The organism is Anabaena sp. UHCC 0399 (genome assembly GCF_034931465.1).
Taxonomy (GTDB): domain Bacteria; phylum Cyanobacteriota; class Cyanobacteriia; order Cyanobacteriales; family Nostocaceae; genus Trichormus; species Trichormus minutissimus.
This window is the reverse complement of the sequence record NZ_JAYGGZ010000002.1, coordinates 167616-194195: the sequence shown is the minus strand read 5'-3', so window position 1 is coordinate 194195 and position 26580 is coordinate 167616. Positions and strand designations below refer to the sequence as shown.

28 protein-coding genes are annotated in these 26580 nt (G+C 41.2%); 8 read left to right on the top strand and 20 right to left on the bottom strand.

Annotation, left to right across the window (positions count from 1 at the left end; all coding sequences use genetic code 11):
- Positions 1-147 precede the first annotated feature (147 nt).
- Positions 148-432 (top strand): YiaA/YiaB family inner membrane protein, encoded by a 285-nt coding sequence (locus tag VB693_RS01780; protein ID WP_323264799.1) that lies wholly within the window; start codon positions 148-150, stop codon positions 430-432.
- Positions 433-495: 63 nt separating this feature from the next.
- Here the strand turns inward: VB693_RS01780 and VB693_RS01775 are convergent, their stop codons facing one another.
- The 6 genes from VB693_RS01775 to VB693_RS01750 all read right to left on the bottom strand — a co-directional run bounded on the left by VB693_RS01775 (position 496) and on the right by VB693_RS01750 (position 5548).
- On the bottom strand, positions 496-957 hold the full coding sequence (locus VB693_RS01775) for a ferredoxin (protein WP_323264798.1): 462 nt from the start codon (positions 955-957) through the stop codon (positions 496-498).
- Positions 957-1343 (bottom strand): DUF1257 domain-containing protein, encoded by a 387-nt coding sequence (locus tag VB693_RS01770; protein ID WP_190696893.1) that lies wholly within the window; start codon positions 1341-1343, stop codon positions 957-959. The genes VB693_RS01775 and VB693_RS01770 overlap by 1 nt, the downstream gene beginning before the upstream one ends.
- A gap of 39 nt (positions 1344-1382) precedes the next feature.
- Positions 1383-1592 (bottom strand): DUF2997 domain-containing protein, encoded by a 210-nt coding sequence (locus VB693_RS01765; RefSeq protein ID WP_323264797.1) that lies wholly within the window; start codon positions 1590-1592, stop codon positions 1383-1385.
- 1186 nt (positions 1593-2778) lie between these two features.
- Positions 2779-3606 (bottom strand): metallophosphoesterase, encoded by an 828-nt coding sequence (locus VB693_RS01760; protein ID WP_323264796.1) that lies wholly within the window; start codon positions 3604-3606, stop codon positions 2779-2781.
- Positions 3607-3767: 161 nt separating this feature from the next.
- Complete coding sequence (locus VB693_RS01755; protein WP_323264795.1) at positions 3768-4598, bottom strand: metallophosphoesterase; 831 nt, start codon at positions 4596-4598, stop codon at positions 3768-3770.
- 107 nt (positions 4599-4705) lie between these two features.
- Positions 4706-5548 (bottom strand): alpha/beta hydrolase, encoded by an 843-nt coding sequence (locus VB693_RS01750; RefSeq protein ID WP_323264794.1) that lies wholly within the window; start codon positions 5546-5548, stop codon positions 4706-4708.
- Between the two features lie 93 nt (positions 5549-5641).
- Here VB693_RS01750 and VB693_RS01745 point away from each other — a divergent pair, with 93 nt between their 5' ends.
- On the top strand, positions 5642-6583 hold the full coding sequence (locus tag VB693_RS01745) for a 1-acyl-sn-glycerol-3-phosphate acyltransferase (protein WP_323264793.1): 942 nt from the start codon (positions 5642-5644) through the stop codon (positions 6581-6583).
- 35 nt (positions 6584-6618) lie between these two features.
- Here the strand turns inward: VB693_RS01745 and VB693_RS01740 are convergent, their stop codons facing one another.
- Positions 6619-6912: a hypothetical protein gene (locus VB693_RS01740; protein ID WP_190696876.1), complete on the bottom strand. Its 294-nt coding sequence runs from the start codon at positions 6910-6912 to the stop codon at positions 6619-6621.
- Positions 6913-7076: 164 nt separating this feature from the next.
- Complete coding sequence (locus tag VB693_RS01735) at positions 7077-8627, bottom strand: hypothetical protein (RefSeq protein WP_323264792.1); 1551 nt, start codon at positions 8625-8627, stop codon at positions 7077-7079.
- Between the two features lie 172 nt (positions 8628-8799).
- Here VB693_RS01735 and VB693_RS01730 point away from each other — a divergent pair, with 172 nt between their 5' ends.
- Positions 8800-11898 carry an alpha-mannosidase gene (locus tag VB693_RS01730; RefSeq protein ID WP_323264791.1) on the top strand — a complete coding sequence of 1033 codons (3099 nt, stop codon included), beginning with the start codon at positions 8800-8802 and terminating at the stop codon, positions 11896-11898.
- A gap of 126 nt (positions 11899-12024) precedes the next feature.
- On the opposite strand, the gene psbN is transcribed toward VB693_RS01730, so the two are convergent.
- Positions 12025-12156, bottom strand: coding sequence for a photosystem II reaction center protein PsbN (gene psbN, locus VB693_RS01725; RefSeq protein WP_237988924.1), 132 nt, complete (start codon positions 12154-12156; stop codon positions 12025-12027).
- 96 nt (positions 12157-12252) lie between these two features.
- Between psbN and psbH the strand changes: the two genes are divergently transcribed.
- From psbH to pth, 3 genes are all read left to right on the top strand, one after another.
- Positions 12253-12441, top strand: a complete 189-nt coding sequence (psbH, locus tag VB693_RS01720) for a photosystem II reaction center phosphoprotein PsbH (RefSeq protein ID WP_190696864.1) — start codon at positions 12253-12255, stop codon at positions 12439-12441.
- A gap of 409 nt (positions 12442-12850) precedes the next feature.
- Positions 12851-13123, top strand: a complete 273-nt coding sequence (locus tag VB693_RS01715) for a TatA/E family twin arginine-targeting protein translocase (protein WP_323264790.1) — start codon at positions 12851-12853, stop codon at positions 13121-13123.
- Positions 13124-13156: 33 nt separating this feature from the next.
- Positions 13157-13798, top strand: coding sequence for an aminoacyl-tRNA hydrolase (gene pth / locus VB693_RS01710; protein ID WP_323264789.1), 642 nt, complete (start codon positions 13157-13159; stop codon positions 13796-13798).
- 242 nt (positions 13799-14040) lie between these two features.
- Here pth and rpsU read toward each other — a convergent pair whose 3' ends face one another.
- On the bottom strand, positions 14041-14220 hold the full coding sequence (gene rpsU / locus VB693_RS01705) for a 30S ribosomal protein S21 (protein WP_323264788.1): 180 nt from the start codon (positions 14218-14220) through the stop codon (positions 14041-14043).
- A 328-nt stretch (positions 14221-14548) separates the two neighbouring features.
- On the opposite strand from rpsU, the gene VB693_RS01700 reads away from it, so the two are divergent.
- Together VB693_RS01700 and VB693_RS01695 are read left to right on the top strand one after the other, a co-directional pair.
- Positions 14549-17443, top strand: coding sequence for an NACHT domain-containing protein (locus VB693_RS01700; protein WP_323264787.1), 2895 nt, complete (start codon positions 14549-14551; stop codon positions 17441-17443).
- A 142-nt stretch (positions 17444-17585) separates the two neighbouring features.
- Positions 17586-17804 carry a FitA-like ribbon-helix-helix domain-containing protein gene (locus VB693_RS01695; RefSeq protein WP_323264786.1) on the top strand — a complete coding sequence of 73 codons (219 nt, stop codon included), beginning with the start codon at positions 17586-17588 and terminating at the stop codon, positions 17802-17804.
- Between the two features lie 48 nt (positions 17805-17852).
- On the opposite strand, the gene VB693_RS01690 is transcribed toward VB693_RS01695, so the two are convergent.
- The 10 genes from VB693_RS01690 to VB693_RS01645 all read right to left on the bottom strand — a co-directional run bounded on the left by VB693_RS01690 (position 17853) and on the right by VB693_RS01645 (position 26273).
- Positions 17853-18020: a hypothetical protein gene (locus tag VB693_RS01690; protein ID WP_323264785.1), complete on the bottom strand. Its 168-nt coding sequence runs from the start codon at positions 18018-18020 to the stop codon at positions 17853-17855.
- Positions 18021-18208: 188 nt separating this feature from the next.
- A complete protein-coding gene (locus VB693_RS01685) occupies positions 18209-18550 on the bottom strand; it encodes a LiaF transmembrane domain-containing protein (protein ID WP_323264784.1) in 342 nt (113 codons plus the stop codon).
- 110 nt (positions 18551-18660) lie between these two features.
- Positions 18661-20283 carry a mucoidy inhibitor MuiA family protein gene (locus VB693_RS01680; protein ID WP_323264783.1) on the bottom strand — a complete coding sequence of 541 codons (1623 nt, stop codon included), beginning with the start codon at positions 20281-20283 and terminating at the stop codon, positions 18661-18663.
- Positions 20284-20425: 142 nt separating this feature from the next.
- Complete coding sequence (locus VB693_RS01675; RefSeq protein WP_323264782.1) at positions 20426-21355, bottom strand: LysR family transcriptional regulator; 930 nt, start codon at positions 21353-21355, stop codon at positions 20426-20428.
- A gap of 289 nt (positions 21356-21644) precedes the next feature.
- A complete protein-coding gene (locus tag VB693_RS01670; protein WP_323264781.1) occupies positions 21645-22433 on the bottom strand; it encodes a carbon dioxide-concentrating mechanism protein CcmK in 789 nt (262 codons plus the stop codon).
- A gap of 32 nt (positions 22434-22465) precedes the next feature.
- Entirely contained in the window at positions 22466-23221 is a 756-nt protein-coding gene (locus VB693_RS01665) for a transferase (RefSeq protein ID WP_323264780.1), read from the bottom strand.
- A gap of 252 nt (positions 23222-23473) precedes the next feature.
- Entirely contained in the window at positions 23474-25132 is a 1659-nt protein-coding gene (locus VB693_RS01660; RefSeq protein WP_323264779.1) for a ribulose bisphosphate carboxylase small subunit, read from the bottom strand.
- Positions 25133-25220: 88 nt separating this feature from the next.
- Positions 25221-25523, bottom strand: coding sequence for a EutN/CcmL family microcompartment protein (locus tag VB693_RS01655; RefSeq protein WP_190696825.1), 303 nt, complete (start codon positions 25521-25523; stop codon positions 25221-25223).
- Between the two features lie 6 nt (positions 25524-25529).
- The gene (locus VB693_RS01650) at positions 25530-25874 is read right to left on the bottom strand and encodes a carbon dioxide-concentrating mechanism protein CcmK (protein WP_039748664.1); all 345 of its coding nucleotides are present in this window, start codon (positions 25872-25874) and stop codon (positions 25530-25532) included.
- 90 nt (positions 25875-25964) lie between these two features.
- A complete protein-coding gene (locus tag VB693_RS01645; RefSeq protein WP_010995042.1) occupies positions 25965-26273 on the bottom strand; it encodes a carbon dioxide-concentrating mechanism protein CcmK in 309 nt (102 codons plus the stop codon).
- Positions 26274-26580 lie beyond the last annotated feature (307 nt).

Genomic DNA, 26580 nt, shown 5'->3' with positions numbered 1-26580 from the left:
TGTAATTCTGCACCAGTTTAACTGTAATTTTCGTGCTGATAAAATAACTTTTTGAGTCCAGTTATAAAAGTGGTTATAAGAATAATACCAGTGAATCTACCAATCACTACAATCACAATTAAATAACTTTAATTAGAGGTAGATAATATGCAAAATGTTGGAACTCAAAAAGATAGTGCAGCTTGGATTCTTCAAACATGGGCTGCTTTTATATTTGCCGTTTCTATGACCACTTTTGGTATTGTTAATTTACCTGTGGATAACTGGGTAAAAGGTTTTATGGGTATGGGGTTAGCCTTCTCTGTTGGTTCAACTTTTACCCTAGCTAAAACTACTAGAGATTTACACGAAGGAAAAAAATTAACTTCCCGTATTGATGAAGCGAAAGTAGAAAAACTGCTGTCACAGCATGATTCTTTAACTTTGAAATAAAGGTATCAAAACAAAAGGACTAGTAAAACTAGTCCTTTTGTGATGTGAATTGAAATTTTTATTTTAATGAGTGGATTTTTTGGACTTTAGCTTTTGCTTTTTACGCCGTTTTTCAGACGTAGCAACTGCATGATCTACCGGATAGCCAACAGTGGGAATAACCTGATATTTGCGATCGTCTTCTAGATTTCTCAGTTCGGTGTAATCAACCCAATGAATACAATCAACGGGACAAGTGTCAATTGCTTCTTGAATAACATATTCCGCGTCCCCATCTTGACGAATTGCGCGCGATCGCCCACAGTCTGGTTCAATGTAAAAGGTATTCCGCGCCACATGAGCGCAGTGCTTACAACCAATACAGGTGATTTCGTCAACGTAAACACCCTTTTGGCGTACCATCCCCCCCAATTCCGGCTCTAAACCAGAACGTTCCGGCGCATCTCGCAAAAAACCGCCTAGTTCTGGCTCGAAACCGGAACGATTTTCTTGTTGTTCTTCCGGTGACGGCAGAAAGTCAGCCATTACGCACTCCAGCGTTGTACAACTAAGCGAATCGAACCATCTTCATTTTTTTGCTGTTCAGCTACCTGAAAACCAACACGAGCGGTTTCTTGTACCACTGTTTGGTAAGCATAACGCTGGGTGACTTGGCGTAAGAAACCATCTACAGATAGATTTTGCTGCCAATATTGCAAGTCAGCAACTAGTTCATATTCTTTGCCATTCCATCTAAAGCCGATATCATAGCCATTTTCCTGCTCAATGGTAATTTCGGCAGGATGGGTTTGACCACGATATCCACGTACTTCTCTTGGGCCAGGTTTCCAGTCAATGCCCAAATTGGTGAGAGCATCTTTTAAGGATTCTAGGTTACGGATTTGAGTTTTAATTTGGCTAAAGTGTGACATGGTTGTTGTAAATCAATGACACTAAACTATGTTGAAAACTTACCAATCGCTGTAAGTGGTGTGCGTATTCGCCACACTAGATTTCTGCACATTAGCAGCGAAATATTCTGAGGTTGGCTCTTGAGTAATTACTAGCCCTAGCTGTGCTTCTATTGCGGCTGTAACTTCAGCACAAGAAGCTCCAACAATGCCAGTGGCTTTTTCCTGTACCCGACCGTCTGGATAAATTATGAACTCTAATGTCTCCATGCTCTTAGCCAACCACAATAATACGCTTGGATTTTACTGCCATAGCAGCAGGCTATGTGTATAGCCGTAGGAACATTGTTACTTAAGGACAAAGTTGCCATTTTTTAACCAATGTTCCATCTTTCTCAATAAATATCTCAGAAAGTTTACAAAAATTCTTAATCTTATAAGTCTACACACCTATCACTAGTTAGTTTCTCTTAACCTAATTAATTAGTCAAGGTGAAAATTTAGTTTGTAGTATTAAGTTGCAATAACTCTCAAAACTGTCACTAGCGGTAGTATAGCGAGCTAGATGAGTCACAAATCTATTAAAATTATCGAAAAACTTTATCATTACCATTGGGGTTGACATATTTTCAGGGGACAGGGGATCGGTGATAGAGGACAAAAAAGCAGGGGAAGCAGGGGGATAAAAATACAATCCCCAATGCCTAATTCCCAATTCCCAAGTTACAAAGTTTAAGAAAAATTTCTGAATTGTTACGACAAGTTAGTGATGTTTAAGGTTGGTAAATAAGCCTATCAGATTTAAAAAAAGGTGCTACATTAAGACCAAGGTACAAAAAGGTTAAAAGTTAATTAAACGCAAACCTTTATTAGAGCCTGTACCTCCTGCTCTAAGACTCCATCTCTTCACAATCTTAAACTTTTTGGTTGCATCCTTTATTAAGTGTTTTCACCTTGAGTTTATTGATTTATTAGTGGAGGTTTTGAACTTAAAGCCAGAAATGCCTGCCTATTGGAATCAAGGATGCAGGTTTCTGAAGTGGAAGTGATGGTTGCGAAATTTGTCCACCTTATTTGAGTTATTTTAGTTCTGTTTTTTCTAACAATTGCACATTTACTAAGCCGCCTAAGCTAATGATATTTTCCTTCTTAGCTTTAGGCGGTTATTGTCATGAGGGATTGGGAAAAAAAAGTTCAAAATTCAAAATACTCCTACGGAGTTCGCGGTAGCGTTGCGTAGCAAAGCAAGCTACAAAATTCAAAATTAAATACTGGGGAGAATGATTATTACTTATTGTCTTCTCACTCACAATTCAGCATCGGCTAAACGCCCCGCTACCGCTAACAGCACTCACAACTCAGCACTCAGCACTTAGCACGGGCTAAACGCCCCGCTACCGCTAACAGCACTCACAACTCATCACTCACAACTCAGCACTCATCACTCATCACTAACTTAAGCTAATGTAATTACAGTAACTTCGGGTGGACAAAATAAACGTCCTGGTCGATAAGTTCCTAAACCGCGATTGACATATAATTGGTTTGTGGAAACTTGGTGATATCCTTGCGCCCATTCCCAATATCGAACTACTTTTGAACAATCTCCTAATAGAAATGGAATCCAACGCCGCAGTTTTTTAGGAATTTGTTTGATGAACTTTTTATAGTGATAAACGACAGGCCCTATACCTGGTATAACAATATGTCCGCCGTGGGTATGGCCGGATAATTGTAAATCTACTCGCCATTGTTCCAGTATTTTGGCGGTATCTGGGTTATGAGATAAAACAATCCGGGGTGTAGATGGGTTGAGTTGTTCCATTATCGGTGCAGGATTGAACTCTTTTGACCAATAATCAGCCAATCCTACTATTGGTAAACCTTGTCCTAGAGGATAAGCAATTTCATTCCACAGAACATTGACCCCAATACTAGTTAATGCTGTGGTAACTTCTGCTTGGGAGTGACTGTAGTGAATATCATGATTGCCAAGTACAGCATAAATTCCATAGCGACTTTGTAGATATTTAAGTCTTAATGCCAGTTGGTTAATTGGTGTAGGATCATCAGTTACATAATCACCGGTTAATACTATTAAATCTGGTTCAGCTTCGTTAGTAACTGCGATCGCTTCTTCTAGCAATTCTTCTGATAATCGCAAACCATCGTAATGAAAATCCGACAACTGCACTAACTTTAAGCCTTGCAAACTGGGTGGAAGTTCTGCAATCTTAACCGTCAGTTTATCTACACTTAAACGTCCTGTAAACAACCAGTGCATATATGCTAGGGACTCCTCATACCAGCGTCTACAGCTTATCAAAAAACCAAATAAATCTTGAGAAAATATTAAAAATTAATAACTTAGCCTATATGAAAAAAGTGAGTGGAGAAGGGGCAGAAGGGAGGAAATTACAAGGATTAATGACTCATGTCTAATGGCTATTCTTTTTCTAATGTAATTACTGTTACTTCTGGTGGGCAAAATATACGTCCTGGGAAATAAGTTCCTAAACCGCGATTTACGTATAATTGATTGTTGCCGATGCGGTGTAAACCCTGTGACCATTCCCAATGATCTACTATAAAAAACTCTTTGCGTAGACAGGGGAAAAGCTGCCGCAATCCCATCGGAATTTTGCGGATGATTTTTTTGTGATATGGCAACACAGCCCCAATGCCAGGAATAATTATTTGTCCTCCATGAGTATGACCAGATAACTGCAAATCTACTCGCCACTCTTGTAAATACTCGGCGGTGTCTGGATTATGAGTTAAAACAAGGCGTGGTGTAGAAGGATTTAACTGGTTAAAAATAGTTGCTGGTTTGAATTCACGGGAGTAATAATCTACTAGTCCTACTATTGGTAATTCTGTTCCCAAGGGATAGGCAATTTCATTCCAAAGGACACGAATACCGATATTCGTCATCGCCTCAGTGATTTCTGCTTTGGAGTGTTTGTAATACAAATCGTGATTACCGAGGATGGCATAAATACCATGATTACTTTGCAGCTTTTTGAGTTGTAGTGCGAGTTCGTGAATTGGTTTAGGGCTAGTGGTGACGTAATCACCAGTTAATAATATTAAATCTGGTTGTGCTTGATTACTCAGAGCGATCGCTTCTGCTAACATCGCATCTGATAGCCGCAAACCATCGTAGTGAAAATCTGATAGATGCACCAACTTCTTACCCTGTAGCGACGCAGATAAGCCTGCAATCTTCACCGTCAATTGCTCTACACTCAACGGACTAGATAAAAACCAGTGCATAATTTACTTCATACATCTCAATAATAGAGCCTATAGCCTAACTTAAAAATTGGGAGTAGAGGAGATTTTAGCCCAATGCCCAATGCCCAATCTTAATTACGAACTAATTACAAATGTTTCTCTAACCAAGTTTCTAAATCAGTTAATACTTCTTGGTAGTTGAGGTCATCTTGTAATTCGTGATATGCACCTGGGTATTCAATTCGCAGTTTATCTGGAGAATTTACAAGCTGGTAAAAAATTTCACCACCTTCAGGTAAAGCTACTCTATCTGCCCCTCCGTGGAGAATGAGTAGTGGAACTTGCCACTCTGGAGCATGGTCATAAATCCAGGCGACTGTGGCAAAATATTCTGTGGCTAGACGCGCACTAGCGCGAGTATGGCGTAGGGAATCTTGCGTGTAGGCGACTAAGACTTTCTCGTCTCGTGAAGCAGCAGCTAAGTCAAGTCCTGTATTTAAGGTGAAACTTGGCCAAACTTTTGACATTAATCTCCCTACAAGTAAGCGGAATTTGGACACACCAACTTTACCAATGGCAGGTGCTAAAGCAATTACGCCTTGTAATGTAGACCCTTCTTGGGGATAGCGTAAAACGTAGTCTAAGACAATGACTGCACCGAGACTATGACCTAATAGAAAAACTGGAACTTGTGGCTGTTGGGTGGGAATTAACTGGAGAAAAGCCCTTAAATCTTCCCGGAAGTCAGCCCAAGCATTGATATGACCTCGACGACCAGGCGATCGCCCATGACCACGCAGGTCTAAACTGTAGATAGCATAATGTTTAGGGACGAGATGCTCGACTATATGACTGTATTTGTCGCTGTGTCCTCCGAGGCCATGCACAATGACTAATACAGCTTTGACTTTCCCCTCTGGAAACCAGCTTTGATAATAAAGTTTCAGACCCCCGACACCTGAAAAGACGCTTTGATTGTGATAAATCATCGGGTTAAGTTTTTCTATGTGTTGTCAACAAGCTACTAGCGTATCAAGGTATATTGTAGGGAATCCCTTATAAATTGCTAAGACCTAGCTAACGTGTCATCTAGTGAGCAGGAAAGTAGCACCCCATCAGAAATATCCTCTCCTGTAACTGCTGCAACTATCAAGCGGGTAAAGGAAGGGGTTGCAGCCGCAAGCGATCGCGCTATTCGCCAGATAATTGCAGATACTCTATCTCAGCTAGAATCTATTCATGAGCAGGATTCTCCAGCTAGAATCAATTCTGGGATACGGCGGTTTGTATTGCGATCGCTCATTCGTTGTATTTTTCAGGTAAAAGTTGAAAACCTCGAAAAAATCCCAGAAATACCAGCCATCCTAGCTGTCAATCATCTCCACCATATTGATCCCCTACTACTATTAGCAGAACTTCCCACCCAACCTTATTACTACATTCTGGGTGATGCCCGCACCTTATATAACAAATGGTGGAAACGTCTGATTTTGAGGATTGCAGGCGGTGTGATTCCCCTAGCTAGGATATGGAAAGAAGAACTCGCTGTCATCCAAGCAGCGAAAGCTGGTAGGGAAGACTTAATTAACTTAGCTCAAGTTATTGAACAAACTGTACCGACTGGTGGAGATATACACACACTACGCCAAATAGACCGCATTGTTTTAGGAATTTTAGCTCAGGGGGATAGCTTGATTCTCTTTCCTGAAGGACGACTGGGAAACACTGAGGGTAAGTTACATCTACCTTTGAAGCGAGGAACTGTAATTTACGCTTTACGCGCTGGTGTACCAATATTACCAGTAGCCTTAATTGGTACTCAAGATTTGTATTGGAGAAAAGAATTAATAGTGCGTTTTGGTGAACCACTAAACTTTACCCCAACATCTAGACCAAAACGAGAGGATGTAGAAGCGGCTTTAGAAACTTTGCAAAATACTATGCTGTCTCTTTTACCCACTGATTATCAAGAACCAACTGGGTCAAAGCCATTGCGCCATTTTCTTAATCATATGTTGTGGTGAAGTAGAGACGTTACAATGCAACGTCTCTACAGGCATTATTTTTCTAAAAAGTTTGTCACCTTAAAATTTGATGTTCCTTCCCAGCAATGATTTAAACAAGCATTTATTTGAGCATCAGCAGTATCATCAGAGTTAGAGGCGTTTAACTGCACTGCGGTGACAGTATACTCAAAGATAATGACAAACTGTTTCTGAGTTGAAATTCTCTCAACTACAATGGTTTCACCAATTCTGGGAATCTGTGGTAAATTCACCACAAATGTTTCAATTTTTGGTTTATCGAGGGGATTTTTAAAATTGAAGTATTTACAATAAACAATAATTTTCACGCAAATAAACACCAAAGAGAGTCAGAATTAAATATTTGTACTGTTCGCTATGCGAACAACATAGGACTAAAGTCCTTACTACAAACAATTAAATATTTATACATTATTTAATATAGTTCAATTTATAATTTTGCAGTTTTCCTCTTTCTTTCTCCTGGTTGCTATTATTTACCACGCCATAGACTTTGCAACTTCTGAAAAATCTTGACTATTGTTTCTTCTAGCCATACCATACCACGATCAAGCCATTCTAAGACTTGCTCTAGCAGGTGCTTTTCGTAGCTTACTGAAGTAGCTTTGGTTTCTATCCAGTCTGGTTGGGCTTCTTCGTGGTCAAATTGCTGTGGGGAAATTTCGGCTTTTTCCGTGTTACTTCTTAATGGAGAGATAGAAGTTTCAGTTTGTTGTACAGTGGTGATTTTTCCCGATGTTTTGTGAATGCGAGTGAGGTTGCGGGATTGTTTTCTGCGTGGTACTAAACTAGAGTCGGCTTTTGATGGTGGGATAGACATTCTTTTCTCCCAAGATAACCTTGCCGATGGATTAGGCACAATAGTGGGATTGAGTTTTAAGGATGCTTGAGTTGTTTCTTCCGCAAACTTTGCAGTATCACCATACAAATCACGCCAATTTAGCCACGGTTCTTGATTGCTGTTAGATAAAGCTTTGTCATTAGCACCCCGCGCATTCAAGTTTTTACTTTTACCGATCCCAAAAAAGTAATTTATTGCTGATTCAATTAAGGCTGAGATACTGAATGTTTGGGTTGACAAATCATCAGCAGTAATCGATATATCTCCTCTAGCAGCTAGTTGTTCTTTACCATAAACAAAAATATTGATTTGAGTCTGGGTGACTCGCATAATTTCTTGGCTAGGAACAATAGTTTTGTCCTCTAACTGAGCAAATGCTGTGTCTAGAGCGGTAATAATTTTATTAGTATTAAGTAAATTTTTAGGTATACCCTGAGTTATTAAGTGAATTTTAATTATATTATTACCTTTTGCCTGGGACAATATGCTCTCAAATTCTCCTGATATTTCTGCTTTTTGCTGATTTTCAGGTGATTGCCAATCATCGAAATAATTAGCAAGTTCATTAATAATTATATTGGATAATTTTGCTTGTTGCTGTGGTGTCAAAATATCCAATATTTCATTTTCGATACTAACAAGTACCAACTGGCGATTAAGCAAATCTGTGGCTATTCCGCTCACTAGTGAAAGGTGAAGGTTGAGGACATCATTTTGCCTGGTTGATGTGATACTCGGTAGCGTTTTGTTTGGAATAGTTAAGGATGGTGAAAGAGGGGATTTATTTGTGGGATGATCAAAAAATTTCGCCAAAAACAACTGCAAAGGTTTCAATAATTTGGATATATTTCCACGATTAACTGTTGTTTCTTCGCTGGACAGATTCTGCACAGCCTCTAGTATGTGCTGAATGGGTGTATCAGCAGAGGGAGGAGTTAGGGGTGAAAAATCGGTATGATTTGGCGATAACTTTGGCTGAGGAGGTGGTGCTTTGGAGTACAGTGTTTTTACAGATGAATCAGCCGATTGCAAAAATAAATACACAGGATACAGTATTAATTCCACACCCCACTTAGTCGCAACTTGCAAATGTCGGAAGGTGCTTTCCCAATGTGTTGTCAACCGCCGAGATTGCTGGTGGACAAGGTTAAATAGTCTACTTTGATAACGACCAGAAGACATGGTAGTACATTAATGAATTTGAGCCTGATTGGTTTGTGAGACTCCCAGAATAAAACAAAGGTGAACATAGAGAATGCTGATTTTGTCAGCTTTTCTTGATCTCAGATGATGGCTTATATTTACGCCACACTGTACTAATAATTATCGTAATTGCTTTAATCTTAACGAAAATATGACTACTCCCCTATCTCATCCCCATAAAAAATTAATCTCAGATGCGATCGCACTATTGCGCGGATACTGCCAAGTTAATTCCCAGTCTACTTGGTTATACCAAGAATCTGATAGAGATATTACTAATTTTTTCCCATCTAATTTGTCTGATTGGCAACCTGTCGAGTTAAACGCCAAAGGTAACATTACTTGGACAGGAGGACAAAAAGTGCTATGGCTAGCCCAAAAATTCCTAGTTCCCCAGAATTTACACGGGTATCCTCTAGGGGGTTTAGCATTGCGGTTGTCGTTGCTGTGGTGGGCAGACTCAGCCAAGATTTATGTCAATGGGGAATTAGTATTAGAAGGGGATTTATTTGATTGTGCGCCTAGAATACTGCTGAGTCCAGAGGTGACACCAGGGGAAGAATTTACTGTGGCTTTGCGGCTAGTCAGTCCGGGACATTGTGACGGTGCGTTGGTGCGATCGCTACTTGTATACGAATCTACAGATTATAATCATCCTGACCCCGGTTTGATCGCCGATGAGTTGGCAATATTGCAGCTATATCTAGAACAATCCGCCCCAGAAAAACTAGATACTTTAGCATCCATCATCAATCAATTCTCCACCCATACACCAGAAACCCTCATCACCCTCCGTCAACACCTCATCAAGCACCTGCATACATCTGCATCCGATTTTAAAATCTACTTACTAGGACACGCCCATCTAGATTTAGCATGGCTATGGCCTGTGAGTGAAACCTGGAATGCAACCCAAAACACCTTTGAGTCAGTCCTCAAGCTACAGCAAGATTTCCCCGAATTAATTTTCTGTCATTCCACCCCGTCCCTTTACGCTTGGGTAGAAGCACATCGCCCAGATTTATTTAAAACCATTCAACAAAAAGTAGCTGATGGAGTGTGGGAAGTTGTCGGCGGTTTTTGGGTAGAACCAGACTTAAACTTGATTGCTGGGGAATCTATAGTTCGTCAACTATTGTATGGTCAACGCTACGCCCAAGAAAAATTCGGCAAGTTGATGACTGTGGTTTGGCTTCCCGATACCTTTGGGTTTTGTGCAACTTTACCGCAGTTTTTGGCTAACGCTGGGATTGAATATTTTGTTACTCAGAAACTGCGCTGGAATGATACTAATAAATTTGATTATGGGGCTTTTTGGTGGCGATCGCCTGACGGTAGCCAAATATTTAGTTATATGTCTGCACCCATCGGCGAAGGTATTGACCCCATAAAAATGGCAGCCTACTCTTTAGAATGGCAAGCCCAAACTAATTTAACCACATCCCTTTGGCTTCCTGGTGTCGGCGACCACGGCGGCGGCCCTACCCGTGATATGTTAGAAATCGCCCAACGCTGGCAAAATTCACCATTTTTCCCAGATTTAGAATTTATAACATCTGAAAAATATCTCTGGGAAATTGAGGCAGGGGGCAGGGGGGCAGGGGGAGAATTCCCCATTTGGGATGACGAACTATATTTAGAATTCCATCGCGGTTGCTACACCACCCACGCTGACCAAAAACTTTGGAATAGGAGTAGTGAAAATTTACTGTATCAAGCTGAACTGTTTGCTACTTTCGCTAAACTTATTTGCGATGTGGAATATCCCCAAGCTGAAATCGAAGCCGCTTGGAAGCTAGTATTATTTAACCAATTTCACGATATTTTACCGGGTTCTTCTATTACCCAAGTTTATACAGATGCGTTACCCGAATGGGAACACGTCCAACAAACAGGGACGAAGATATTAAAAGAATCATTAGAAGCGATCGCATCTCACTTTACCCCATCAGAGCCACCAAATCCCGACAGTTTGCCAATTTTCGTTTTCAATTCTCTCAACTGGCAACGCTCTGAGGTAGTATCTGTCACCTTACCTACAACCAATCAACAATGGCAAGTTTACGACACTACAGGAAACTTACTCACCTCCCAATTATCTGAAACCTCAAGCCTACTGTTCCTCGCCACCGAAATTCCCCCAGTCGGCTATCGCTTATTTTGGCTGTCCCCCACATCTTCGACATCTCCCACATTTCCAACACCACCCGAATTTATTCTCGAAAATGAATATCTGCGGGTTTTAATAGACCCCGACACCGGAGATTTATCAAGTGTCTTTGACAAAACCAACCAACGGGAAATCTTAAACGGTGCAGGTAATCAATTACAAGGCTTTAAAGACAGTGGTCAATATTGGGACGCTTGGAACATTGACCCCAATTACACCCAGCATCCATTACCAGCCACTCACCTCAAATCTATAGAATGGCTAGAACAAGGACTAGTGAAAACTCGCCTGCGTGTAGTGCGTCAGTTGGGAGACTCAGAATTTTGCCAAGACTACATTTTGCAAGCTGGTTCACCACTCTTAAAAATTGCCTCTAGAGTCAATTGGCAAGAAAATCAGGTGTTAGTGAAAGCAGCTTTTCCTCTCAATGTGACAACCGACTTTGCTACCTACGAAATTCCCTGTGGTGTAATTCGTCGTCCTACTAAACCAGAAACTCCACAGGAAAAAGCTAAATGGGAAGTTCCTGCTTTACGTTGGGCTGATTTGACTGAAACAACTAATGAGGGTATTTACGGAGTTAGCTTACTCAATGATTGTAAATATGGTTACGATGTCCAACCCCAACAACTACGTCTCACCCTCCTACGCAGTCCCAATTGGCCTGACTCACAAGCAGACCGAGGCTTACACGAATTTACGTATGCTTTGTATCCTCACGCAGGTAGCTGGGAATCATCCCAGACGGTCAGACGGGGTTACGAATTAAACATTCCCTTGCAAGTAATCCTAAATCCCATTCCCCACTCTTCAGCCACGAATCAAGACAAGCTAAGTTTCTTAAATTTATCAGCCGAAAATTTAGTCTTAATGGCTGTAAAACCAGCAGAAGACGAACCAGATAAAATAATTATCCGATGTTACGAGTCACAAGGGGCAACAGCAGAGTTATCTTTACAGAGTGATTTAGGCTTAACTCTAGGTGAACAAGTAGATTTATTAGAACGTCCTACTCAAAAATTATCATTAGTCACACCTTGGAAAATAGCTAGCTTTAGAGTCATACCCCCAAGTAAGTAGAGGGATAAACTGCTTACACTCTTGTCTACTTAGAAATTTGGTGATTCAGACGCGATGAATCGCGTCTCTACATAAGGGCTTTCAGGCTTATCTAAACCTATTTCCTGTTTTTAGCCCTTAATTTGTTTAATCTTCGTGATCATCATAAGGGTCTGCCAATTCCCTGCTAGGAGGGCCGAAAGAAGTGTAAACTCCATACCCAGTAATCCCAACGATGACCACAGCCACAGAAATGATAAGAACTATTGCGGGTTCCATAAGTGATTTATAGATTATGAGTGCTATTCTTATAGAATATTACAGAAGATTAAAAAAAGCTTTGGCAACTAATCTTAGGTGAATCTTAGGTGAACTATGGCACAACGGACTAGGTTGGGAGATATCCTGAGACCTTTAAATTCTGAGTATGGTAAAGTAGCTCCTGGCTGGGGAACAACCCCAGTAATGGCTATTTTTATGGGTCTATTTTTCGTGTTCTTGCTAATTATCCTGCAACTTTACAATAAGTCGATCCTGATTCAGGATGTCAGAGTAGGTTGGTAGATAACTAATACACAGCAACTAAGCTGACATAGTTAGTTAGCAGACCTCTACCCGGCTTGTCCGGGTTTTTTTGTGTCTTTGCTTCTGAAAAAGTTAGGCTTAATATGTGAGGGAATGGGAAGTTGGGGGAGTAGGGGGAGAACATCTAAATCCCCAGTACCCAGTACCAAGTCTGGCTTTTCACGTTATATGGAAAAGCTAACGCGAAACCTAACCCCCTAACCCCCTTCCCTAGTAGGGAAGGGGGAAAAGTTAAACCCTCTAACGCCACTTGCTACAACGCAGGAAACCCGCGCAACGCAGTGGCTGCTCCTTGTAGGGTTTTCCAGATACCGTAAAAAGTGAGAGTATCAAATCCCCACTCAACCACTAGCAACTGCATACACGTTAAAAAAAGAGGAGAAACCGCGTGAATATTTTTGGTATCGGTTTACCGGAAATGGCTGTAATTATGACTGTCGCACTGTTAATTTTTGGCCCCAAAAAGTTGCCAGAAATTGGACGGAGTTTGGGTAAAGCAATTCGCGGTTTTCAAGAAGCCTCTAATGAGTTCCAGAGTGAGTTTAAGCGGGAAGCTGAACAACTGGAAGAGGCTGTTAAAACTACTGCGGAAATTGAACCCAAAAAAATCGAAGCAGTTAAATCAGAGCAGGAGAGTGCTGGTTCTTCCCCAGTAACTTAAGTAACTGCTGCGAATCGATTGACTAGAAAGAAGATGACAGAAACTGTTACGCCATCGGCTTTGGTAATTCCTCAACTCATTGTCGGGTTGGGGAATCCAGAGCCTAAATATGACCAAACTCGCCATAATATCGGCTTTGCGGCTATTGAAGCTCTAGCTCGTTCCTGGCACATTTCCTTGGCGGAAAATCGCAAGTTCCAAGGAGAATACGGTGAAGGAACTGCACCAGGAGGGGTCAAAATCCGCTTACTCAAGCCTTTAACTTATATGAATCGCTCAGGACAGTCTATACAAGCGGTGACAAGTTGGTATAAGTTACCACCGGAATCTGTGCTGGTGATTTATGATGATCTAGATTTACCGTTGGGAAAAACGCGCCTGCGCTTATCTGGTTCGGCTGGGGGGCATAATGGTATGAAGAGTGCGATCGCTCATCTTAACACACAGAATTTCCCCCGCTTACGTATCGGTATTGGTAAACCCAAAGATGCAGCCAATAACGACAATTCAGATACTGTTTCCTATGTGTTGGGAAAATTTACCTCAGCCGAAAATCAGCTGATGTCTCTTGTACTCCAGTTCGTGGGTGAATGTGTAGAACTGAGCCTTAAACAAGGAGTAGAAAAGGCTATGAACCGTTGTAATAGTCGTACTATTGAGGTTTCTAAATCTTAATTTTTTGTTCAGGACTTACGCAACAATAACTTATTTTCGTCATTGAGTTCTGTCACCTGTCACTTGTCACCTGTCACCTATTTCATATGTGCAGATGTATCTTAACTAACAGCGATATACTCACACCCCATCTGGGGTGCGGTACATACTGCTTGATTCTTCTCAAAAATAATTAGTGGTAAGTCAATGTCGCTTTTCTAGGTGATTTTCCTCAAGCAACACACATACCAAACCGAATTGGCTTATTGAAAACGTTTTTTACGTCTAGCTGACACTGCTTTCCGTTTGCGTTTTTCTAACGGTGTTTCAAAGTGCCGATGATACTTTACATCAGCTAATATACCAGCCTTAGATACTTGACGCTTGAACCGACGTAAAGCTGAATCGATTCCTTCGTTCTCTCCTAGAAGTACCTGAGTCATTCGTTTGCCTCGTTTTCCTCATTGATCAATAGTGTCCATTGTAATAGTAGCCTCAAACTTAGCCAAACTTCTGGAGCTTGTAAGTAAGAACAATGGCAATTTTTTCTCTGATGATTCTGCCTCTGTAATCCTTGAGATGAGAAGAGGATTATCAACTTTTTCTGACAAACAATGATCTGATACTTAAGCATTTTTACTTAGTGAAACGCCTAATTGCGTAGATGCGATTGGTGTTGAAGTAGAAGCTTGATAAAACTCCCATACGTATTTTTTCGCAAGCTGCGATCGCTTATACTCCTAAGAGCAGGTTTCACTCCACAAGCGATCGATGGCAGAAGATCCAAAAGACCAAAACATATCCATAACGCCGGAAAGTGTTAAGCAACTCGTTAAGTCCAAACTGATTAATTTCGGCATTTCTGGGGCTTTGTTATGGCTTGCATTTCATTTCGCCCGCAACTCGGAATGGAAAAAAGCGGGGTTGTGTGCAGTAGCGGCTGTTGCTGTCTGGTTTGCTAAAAAACTCATTCCACGTATCGATCAACGCATAGATAAACTACTAGACTGGATATTCAGTAATTTCGATAGGATAGCTTTGGTTGTTTGGGTAAAGTTTGTCGATTTATGGGAAAAGCGAACCTCGCCTTTTAAATACAAATATTATGAGCAATTAAAGGATGACTGCACCGAGTATGAAAACAGGGGCATAAATAAGGGAGGATTCCTGTTAGAAAATGTCTTTGTTCCACTCAAAATGGAGCGCAAAGCTCTTGAGAAGATGTCTCAGGACATATTACTAAGTGAGAAAGAAGAAGAACAAACTTCTCAAAATCTATTTAACCCATTAGAACAGCAGAGAATTGGTGATTTGTTATTTAAAATGGCAAGTCCTAAATCATGTAAACGACTTGCTGTTTTAGGTGCGCCTGGCTCTGGAAAATCAACTCTTCTCAGATACATTACTTTGATATATGCTACTCGCAGACAAAGTAAGTTACATAGTAAAGCTCCTAAGCTAATTCCAGTTTTACTCATACTGCGGGAAGTCTATTCACATATTATTCAAACACCAGAGCCAACATTAACAGAGGTAATTGAAAAAACAGTCGAAAAGCTCTCACCCATCAAAGGTTGGTTTGCTGAACAACTCCAGCAAAACAAGTGTTTGATTATGCTGGATGGACTAGATGAAATATCTGATGATAGCGAACGACAGAAAGTCAGCCAATGGGTTGATAGCCAAATTAAGCAATACCGTAATACTTTATTTATTCTCACTTCACGCCCAGAAGGTTATAGAAAAGCACAACTGCAAGAGAATATCTTAGAGTTGGAAGTCCAGCCATTTAACCGAGAGGAACGCAACGAGTTTATTAAAAAATGGTATGAAAATCTCATACAAGACAATGTTAGCAAGGTTAACTCAAAAGTTAAGCAAAGAATAACCGAATCAGCAAAGAGGTTGATAGAACAAATTGATACATCGCCATCATTGAGATTAATGGCGAAAAATCCTCTACTGCTAAATATGATTGCTATTAGCTATCAAGAACACGGTATTTTATCTACAAGTAAAGTAGATTTATACGAAGAGATATTTAAAGTATTATTAGAGAAACGTCAGCAAGCTAAACAAATACCCATAATTTTCTTTGCTAAAGATAAACTGATAGTTTTACGTTCTTTGGCACTGAAATTAATGCAAGAAAATACTCAAGGATTTACATTAGACACATCTTTAGATGATGACAAAACATTTAAAGCTGAATCACTTATTCAAGAAAAGTTAGCTACATTGACGCGGACAGCACAAACATTTTCTCCAGAAGAATTCATTACTAAGGATAATTTGGGTGTGCGAGAGATATTAATTCAGAGGCAACAAGAGGGAATTTATGAATTTGCTCACAAAACTTTTCAAGAATATTTAGCGGCTTTGGAAATCAAAGAAACTAGACAAGAAAATATATTGTCACAAGCATTATCTGATGAAACAAAGCTGGGTTCGTGGCGAGAAACAATTCGTTTTTATGTTGCTCAGACAAATGCAACTAATTTAATTCAATATGCCCTAAATCATACAACATTAGCAGTGCTTACACTTGTGTATCAATGCTGGAGAGAGGAAAGACCACAAATAGATCCAATTGTACAAAAACAACTAAAAGAAAGGTTTGAACAGGGGCTAGAATCTGATAACTTAGACGAGTTTACTATAGCAGCAGAGGTAAAGCTTGCCGACCATCTGAGTCGGTTAAATTATGATTTGCTGATAGATGAAAGTCATTGTAGTAATACTGAAAAAGAAGATACTAGCTATGTAAATTGGGCAGAATATCAACTATTTTTAAATGAAACAAGTTCTCCAAGTACCTTGGCTAATAGAAAACAAGCACAACAGGATGTAACTAACATTAGCTTTTGGGATGCCAATCGTTTTTGTGCTTGGTTGAGTTTAAGAAGTCGCCAAGAATTAGCTGAACCGGGAATCTGCTACAGACAAGCATTAAAACCAGAACAAAATGCTGATGGTAAAATAAAACTGCTGCGGTTTCAAGTCCCTACTCGCTATGCACAACTTGCTTACTACCTAGCAGCAGGTATGTGGAAAGAAGCGGATGAGGAAACATTAAAGGTGATGTTGGAAGTCGCGGGACGGGAACAACAAAGCTATCTAGAAATAGAAGACATTCGCCAATTCCCCTGTGAAGATTTGAGAATTATTGATCAATTATGGGTCAATTACAGCAATAGACACTTTGGTTTTAGTGTTCAAAAAGAAATTTATCTCAGTGTGGGCGGAATTTTAGAAGGAAGTCGAACAAGTTCACCTTTCAAGAAGGTTCTTGTTCCCTTCAAATCGATATATACCCGTTTTGGTGGTAGAGTGAGAGACGAAGATGACGAAATATACGAAGCTTATTGTCGCTTTGGCGATCGCGTGGGGTGGAGAGTGAAACAAAGATGGATAAACTCCGTACATAACGCAAAAGATAATACAGATGCCCCCAAGGGACACTTACCCGTACTCATACTTACTCGCACCTTGTTGTGGGATATTTCTGCCATAGACGATAGGGAAGGGATTGTTTTTTTACTCGACGAGAGGCGTTCGATGAAGCGTCATAGGGAAGGAGAGGGACACAGGGGCAGCGAAGAGAGAGGTACGGCGACTAGGTGCGGGAAGCACGCCAAATCTCTTTTCTCGCGTCGAGACTTGTAAAATGTAACATAATAAAGCTTTCAGACGTTTGTAAATATTTATAAGAGCCACCTTGCCTACGTAATCATCAACATTTTATAAATCCGATACCTAGCAACCCCGTTGGGAAAGTCAAAAGTCAAAAGTCAAAAGTTTATTTGGTATGGCTCAAATTTTAGTTGAAAATATAGATCCAGTCATTCTAGAAAAGCTAGCAACTCTTGCCAAACAGCACGGTAGGTCTTTGCAAGAGGAATTAAAACACATTCTCGAACAAGCCGCAGAAACAACGACAAATTACTACACTGGCGGCAATATGGAACAAGCCAGAGAAGCAGTAGCACGCGCTCAAGTTAAGATATGCAGGAAAATTTTTCAGTGACAGTGCTGAACTCATCCGCGAGGACAGAGAACGGTGAGTCGGTATGTTTTAGATGCAAGTATTGCTATCAGCTAAAGGTGTTTGTGGAATATATTCTGTATTGATTGATGTTGCTTCAGATTCAGATTTTAGCGATTCAACAAACTCCAAAACTTTTTGCTGTTTTTCGGGTGTGAGTTCTCGCCAGTGTTCTAGCAATTGTTTTTCTTTCGCCATGATCTACCTCACCATAGAGTGATAGTTTTGTTATTAATTTTCACACAAGCAAGGCTTAATAAGCTGGGTTAGCTTTGAGCAGAAGAGTAGTTTCTAAACTGGAAAATCGTGGCGAATTTAGGTGGGAAATTTAAACGCAGAGGGTGATAGAGGTAAGCGCAGAGGTACGCGGAGAGTTTGCTACTAAATTAAAAGTCGATTCTGCCTCTAGTCAATAATTTGAATCCTACGGCTAAAGCGGCGAACGCCAGAAACAAATTCCACAAGCTAATGGATTTAAAAAATATACCACCACTCAAAAACACTAGTAAGAAGCCAATACCTAACAAAACCCAGCCGAAATTACCAGTTTCTCGCCGAAAAAATATCAAAGATAATGCACCCGCCATGATGGCTAAAACTGAAGCGGTTGCGGGTAATCTCTGGGAAAATGAATAGTAACCGCTAACGAATATGACGTTTTGAGCGAGGAAGTAGATACCTGTAAATAGTAAAATTAAACCTATAGCTTTAATTAACAGCCTACTCATAATTTACCTGCATCTTTTTTGATTGCAGTGTTTATTGTTACCAAAATTATACTTTAGCTTGGCAATAATGCTGGGGTATATTAAGTAAATTTTCTTTAATTACTCAGAGTTTAGATATCTAACCCTGTGACTGTTAGCTCTGGTGGATGCTCAACAGTGAACTGGTAATGTAATTCTTGCTTCTCTTGGGGTGGAATCGTTAACCGCCATTCCAGAATCCCCATATCGCTGAGGGGTATTTGGGGGTTGCTGCGGTTGAGGCGGACTTTGATTTGCTCGTTGCGACTAATTGGTAGTTGTTCCGTTAACTTTAAAAGGGTTTCTTGATTGAGTAAGTTAGTAACTACTAAACGATAAGCGTAAGTTATGCGGCGTTGGTTGCCAATCAATTTTTTATCTACTTGACGCTCAACTAAATCACGCTCAATTTTTAAACCTTCGTCAATTCCTAAGTTAAGTTCAAATTCTTGTCCTGGGGCAATATTTTCTAATTCAGTTGTGCCAACAAATAGATCATCACGGAAAATATTAGCTGTACCTGCTAATAAAGTTGCACCATTAGGACTATTTTTTACATTCGCTTCTAGATAAGCAAAGCTAACTAGACGTGGCATAGCGACATACTGAAAATCGCAGGGGTAGTCGTCGTTAAAAATTGTGGTTTTATGAGGTGTGCCATCACTAGGGATGTTACCACCGCCATTGAGTTTAAAGGTGACAATACTACCCTGTTTAACTACCTCCACCACCATATTTTGTGCTGATAAAAAATTCTCCTCGTCCTCTGCTTCTGGTAGCATTTCTTCCGGAGATGAAGCAGACATAGCTGTGATCGCGGGTAGGGATGGACTAGCTAGTTTGCGTAGCGATCGCGCGGCTGGAGGTGTTACGGTGTCTATATACCAAGGATTTAATTTCGGTGGAAGTGTGCCTAATCCTGGTTTGGCAGTGGATAAGGTAAGGTTCACATCCTGCCAATCTTCGCCAGTGTTTTGGGTGACTTCTGCTAGATAACTTAAGTTTAATGTCTTGCTAGTAGTATTTAACCGCAGGTCATATAGAGGCTTCCAACTGGCACGATTCACCACGTAGGATAGCTCTAACTCAAATTCCCCTGCATCTGTAACTTCTATGCCCACAACCAAGGTAAAACTTTCTTTAGCGTGGGGTGTTTGAACGCTGTGTAATGAGTGACGTAGGGCTTGAATTTGTTTGTCTAATTCTTTTTGTTGGCTGTTACACTCAGCAGATGCGATCGCATATTCGCTGTACTGACTGCCTAAAAAATTCAAAAAATCTAAGGTTTCACTCAGACTAAGATTTTTCCGCGATAGGCTTTGGGCAAAGGGTTCTTCTGTTTTTTCCCGTAAGCCTGCAATAAATTGAGATTGTAAGGTTAAAGCATCTACCTGGGCTTGGAGATGACGTTTTTCGGTTTCTAATTGCTGAATTTGTCTAGTTAACTGGGCAGCTCGTTCGGCTACTGGTTCGGTAGTGTAAATGCGATCGCAACTCACTGCTAACAAACGCACTTCAACCGTACCTTTACCACTAACTCGGACAGATTCAGGTTCTAGAGTCACTGGCAGTAAAGGGATGACTAATTCCCGTTCCGAACCTGTGAGGGACACATTACCCTGTCTTGTAACCAGGGCTTTGTCACTGTACACCGTCACAGATACAATCTGACTTTGTATTGTTTTGCGCCAAGATGGTATTTCCGGGTTAACCACTGCCAGTTTTTTCCTGTGTTAAATGACTCTCCTGGTTAATTATTAAGGCTTAAAGGTCTACCTCGTCAAGCGGCTTAAGTAATGAGTAATGAGTGCTGAGTAATGAGTAATGAGTAAATTTCCCCTTGTCTCCCCTGCGCCCCTACTCCCCTGCAATAGCATCAGGGGCAACAGTCTGTTCTACAAATTGCTTCGCTGCATCCAGCAAATACTCATAGTAAGTCCGCGCGACGATAGATAGCTGTTTACCAGCCGGGTAAACCATGTACCAATTCCGCTTAATCGGGAAATGTTGCACATCCAAAATGCTAAACTCAGCTGCATCTGACAATAAAGTATGCCGAGATAAAGCAGAAATTCCTAAGCCTCCAGCGATCGCTTGTTTGATCGCTTCATTACTGCCTAATTCCAGCTTAACTTTTACTTTTATGTTGTGTTCGTCTAGGAGACTCTGCACAGCACGGCGCGTTCCTGAACCTGGTTCACGCATAATGAAAGGTTGATTAGATAAACGTTCTATGGGTATGTTTTTTTCTTTAGCTAATGGATGATTTAAGGGTGCAAATACAACCAAAGGATTATCTAAAAATGGCTCACAATTTACATCTAAATTTTCTGGAACTTGACTCATAATGTATAAGTCGTCCATATTACTCATCATCCGTTCTATGATGCCTTCGTGATTTGTGACTTGTAGCGAAATTTCAATTCCTGGATAAAGTTCACAAAACGGCCCCAATAAACGGGGGATAAAGTATTTTGCTGTTGTGATTACTGCTAAACGTAACTGACCTTGTTTTAGCCCTTTTAAGTTGGCAACTTTCATTTCAAACTGGACTATTGTCTCGAATATTTGCCGACAAGTTGCAAATAATTCTCGCCCTGCTTCTGTCAAATAGAGGCGTTTTCCTACTTGCTCAAATAGTGGTAAACCTACCGATTTTGTCAGCTGCTTAATCTGCATCGAAACAGTCGGTTGGGTTAGAAATAATTCCTCGGCCGCACGGGTAAAACTACCATGTCGTGCAGCTGCCTCGAACACTTTTAACTGGTGTAGGGTCGCCTGATTCAAGAGTGATTCTCCTCTAATAGCGATTTATCAATATAAAACTAGTATCACTAAATACTCGCCAATGATAGAAATTTACTCATATCAAAGCTATGAGTTTAGTATAGATAAAACTCTATTCTCGCTATTAAAAAAAATAGTTTTACTTATGGTATTGAGAAGTTATCATCAATAAAACAAGCAAAGCGTAAGATGCCTTCCATCTGCAAGATGAATGCTGAATACTGAGCGCATAAATTTTAAATGGCAATTTCCCTAATTGCTCATTTTTTAATTAGTAGTTCATCATTCATCATTCATCATTCCATACTTCTTCTGTAATTTTCACAGGAAGGTTGACTAAATCTGGCAACATTAACACTTCTCTTTCAGCAACTTGTTCTTTAATATTTACTGGCAAATTTAATGGTTGGCGTTGTTCAATCCAGCAACTTGCTATAGGCAAAGTTTGTTCCAATTCATCTAGGGGTCGGGGGATAACCATCACGGCGTTCAGCTCCCCAATGCGTTCTGCCTCAAACATTCCCGCTTCTACCGCTACGGCGACGTTAGCTACAGAACCACGGATAATGGCTGTACACAAACCCGCACCAATTTTTTCATAGGATGCTAGCTGCACATCAGCCGATTTAAGCATGGCATCACACGCACCTACCATTGCTGGAAAGCCTCGTGTTTCTACTAAACCAATTGCTTGGTTACTTAATCGACTATACTGACCTTCTTCCATGAATTGGCTAAGACGGTTAGTAATGGGTAGCACTACGTCGAGATTGGGAAAAGGTCGGGGAATTACCAAGCTAGAAACCAATTGACCGAACTGTTCGGCAGTCTGTACACCAGCTTCTACAGCCAGACGGACATCAGCAATGCCACCACGGACGATCGCCGTACAGTGACCACTACCAATTTTTTCGTAGCCAACTAGGTGAACCCCAGCTGATTTCAGCATCATGTCCGCAGTTCCCACGATCGCGGGAAAACTGAGGGTAGATACCAAGCCTAAAGCAGTATCATTGAAGCTGTCTTGACGACGGTTTGTCTGGTTCGTGCTAATAGACTTTTGATTATATGTCTCCATGTGAATCCTCCAGGATACTCACAAACTAACACTTACTCAGAGCTATCGTCAGAAACGGGGGTGTTTAAAAATTGCCTATGGGGAAATAATGTCACTAAAAGTCTTTGGATACTCCCTTGCCCATAAATTTGAGTACCGAAGGTATTAGAGGATTCAGTGGCAGTTTCAGTTTGACCAGATTCTAAATCTTCTGGGCTTAGTTCTGTCTGGGTAGAGTCAGTCTCATGATGATCTTCTTCTACGGCGGCAGGTTGATTTTCTGGTGCTGTAGAGGATTCTGGTACAGATATAGACTGGTGCGTTACTTCTACAAAAGCTGCGGCTGAGATGGTAGTTGAGGTAATCACTTTGCTCTCATTTTCTTGGGGCTTTTGGGTACTTGTAGCAGCAGCGTTATTGGTGGATGTCTCCGCCTGCGGTTCTATGATACTAATCGGACGACTAATATCGCCCACAACTGAACCGGGTGTAACTACTAGTCCTGGAGCAACAGAAGAGTTAAATACTGTTGTTGCTGCACCAATACAAGCATTCGTGCCGATTTTGCCTTGACCAACCATCAAAAAACCTGCTCCCAAGTTGACACCGGGTTCTATTTCTATTGTTCCTTCATTAACTTGGAGAATTGACCCCATACCAATACAAACTCCTGCCCCGATGATAATCTTGCTGTTTGTAGCCGCTTGGAGTATCACCCCTGGTGCAACTACTGCACTTGGATGAATTGTCACCTCACCACTAATGTAGGCATCAAAGTTATTGTGGAGGCGCAGTGGCGGCACAGACATGGAAATTTTAACCTCGGAAGCCGAATATCAAGGGAGTGCTAATACCAATGCGCAATTCGTAATTAAGAAACATCTGGGTTTCAAACTTTGCATTTGTTGCTTAATTTTGATTAATTGGTATAAGTCCTGAGTAATGAGTAATGAGTAATGAGTAATGAGTAATGAGTCAGGTGATTATTGCTTGTCATCAACAAAGACCTGAGTGGCAACTGCACTGACTACTCACAACTCAGCACTTTTAACTCAGCACTACTATGGACGCTGAATAATGGTTTCCAACACTCGCCGCTTGGCTTTGGGGTCAATACCAATCAAGCGCACGTATTCGCCTGCATATTCAGCTAAGGTGGATTCTACAGCCGCGATCGCTTCTCTTTCTGAGTTAGCTGAAATGAGGCCGGTACTATTCCAAGAACCTGTGCGGAATCTTCTTTGATCTACGTGTTCGATACTAATCTTATAGCCACCAGCCAAGACTTGCCGGACTTGATCGACTACCTCAGAACTCAACCGAGTGCTAGTAGCTGTTGCTGTCCCTGTTGACGATGATGATGCACTCACCACCGATCTCTGGCTACCAGATGGTGCTACTTGACCATTGGGGCGTTGGATAATGGTTTCTAATACGCGCCGTTTAGCTTTGGGGTCAATGCCAATCAGACGCACATACTCACCTTGATGGTTGTCTATACACTCTTCTAAAGCAGAGACGACTTCATTGGCTGAAGTGGCTTCAATTGGCTTACAACTATTCCAAGAGCCTGTACGGAAGCGTCGCTCATCTACGTGTTCTGTGCCAATTTTGTAACCACCTGCTAGGAGTTGGCTAATTTGCTGTACAGTTTCCGCCGGTAGTCTACCACTACCAGATCCGTTACTGTAGCTACTGCCGTTACCGTTGTAGCTACCGTTTTTCTGACTTGCAGGTGCTTTAAAGCTAGTCGAAGCTTGAACTGCACCATCAGGACGTTGAATGATGGTTTCTAATACCCGCCGTCTACCTGCATCAATCCCAAACAGACGCACATACTCGCCACTGTGGTCGGCTAGACAGACTTCTAATGCTGCTACTGCTTCACCTAATGTTCTGGCTTCAATGGGTTTGCAGCTAGTCCACGAACCTGTACGGAATCTTCTTTGGTCTACGTGTTCTGAGCCAATTTTATAACCTTGCTCTAATAAATAGCGTAATTGGTCTATGGTTTCTGCACCCAGGCTATTGCTTGCCACTTCACTACTCCTTCCTATTTCTATGACATTAAGTTTATTACTTGTATAAGATTTAGCGTTCTTATCACGAATGGGTGCAATACACTTGTTATCCGCAGCACAAAGATAACCAGCTCGCAAGGCTTGGTTAATCCCAATCACATGATGGGCAAATTCCTGATCTTGATCTTGCACGTCTGACAAGCGATCAGCCTGCTGTTGGGTGGTGATAATCGCGCCTGAAGGCACATATTTACCAGGGGGAATTTCTACGTCTTGAATCAAGGCGTGCATCATGATAATACAGCCTGCTCCTACCCTGGAATTAAATACCGTAGAGCGAAAACCAATAAATGAATTTTCCCCAACATAAGCAGGGCCGTGAATCAGGGCCATGTGGGTGATAGAAGCATTTTTGCCAACCCAAACCGAGTATTCATTGCTATCATCGCCTATGACTCGGCCTTGCTCCAAACCGTGAATGACGACACCATCTTGAATATTAGTATTTTCACCAATATAAAAAGGTGTACCCTCATCGGCTCTAATTGAAGTTCCTGGAGCAACGATTACATTTGCACCTATGTGGACATCCCCAATAATGTTGGAAAAAGAGTGTACAAATGCGGTTTCATGGATTTCTGCTTCCGCTAAACTCCTTGACCACGGGGTTGGGGGAGCCGCCGTGCTGCGGACTGCCATTGCGAGATTCCTCCTAAATTAAGTGTCAATAGTCTATATTTCATAGTCCATAGTCTGAGTGTGTTGACTATTGACTATTGACTGTTGACTACCTGTATTGGTCTTTTTTGCTATAAATGAGACGATCTTCTACGTAAATAGTATCAATTATCGCCACTACTGCTGCATCCAAAGGACGCTGCTCACTTCCAGGTACTTGACGCGCCGCACTACCACGACTGATCAATACCCACTCATCCACCCCTGCACCTACGTTATCTGCTGCTACTTCGTAATTTTGCAGGAGGTTTCCTTCTTCATCTACTAATTGCAACAACAGTAGCTTCACACCTCTGAGACTAGGTTCTTTTTGTGTGCTAACTACTGTGCCACGAACTTTGGCAATTTGCATTACTCACTATGGTCTTCTGCCGAAGGGACGAATGGCGTTCACATTTTCCCGGAATTGCTCTACATCTTCGGTATAACGAATTGGAAGAACGTACTCTAAGTTCTCATGAGGACGAGCAATGATGTGTGTAGACAACACTTGTCCACCGTTGACGCGCTTCACTGATTCAACCCCTGCGCCTACAGAAGCTTGTACTTCCGATACATCGCCTCTCACAATTACGGTAACTCGACCACTACCAATTTTTTCGTAGCCTACCAAGGTGACACGAGCAGCTTTTACCATCGCATCTGCTGCTTCTACCACTGCGGGAAAGCCTAGCGTTTCTACCATTCCTACTGCAATTGACATTCTTTTTGATTCCTGAATAAACTTTCTAGCTTTGAATTTCCATTGACGCTCAAGAAGGCAACCCCGTTAATGAGTTTTTCTACTCAGCTTTTAGGTACGGAACTGTTCCACAGCTTCCGTATAACGAATCGGTAAGACGTATTCTAGGTTCTCATGGGGGCGGGCAATGATGTGTGTAGATACAACTTCACCACCATTGACTCTTCTGGCTGCTTCAATTCCAGCTGCTACTGAGGCTTGTACCTCAGATACATCTCCCCGCACAATTACAGTAACTCTAGCACTACCGATTTTTTCATATCCTACCAAAGTTACGCGTGCAGCTTTCACCATCGCGTCAGCTGCTTCTACTACTGCGGGAAATCCCTTGGTCTCAATCATTCCAACTGCAATTGGCATCCCATATCTCCTAAAAAATTAATCCAATCAGTACTGCGGTTTGAAAATTTTGCCGGGGAAGCTCATCTTGAGCTACAAAAACACTTCCAAACTAAGCATAGAAAAGGTTGGCATCTATGGCAATATAAATTAGTATAATAGTTTATAATAAAAAAGTTTTAAAAAACTTAACAAAAATTTGTACCTGTGATCTGTTCAATCAAAGTTTACGGATTACTATAGCAACCACTTGTGCTTTATAATTTTTTTATTACATTTACAAAAAGATATCCATAGTCGAGGCTAGTCCCCTCTGGTAAAGGAAGAT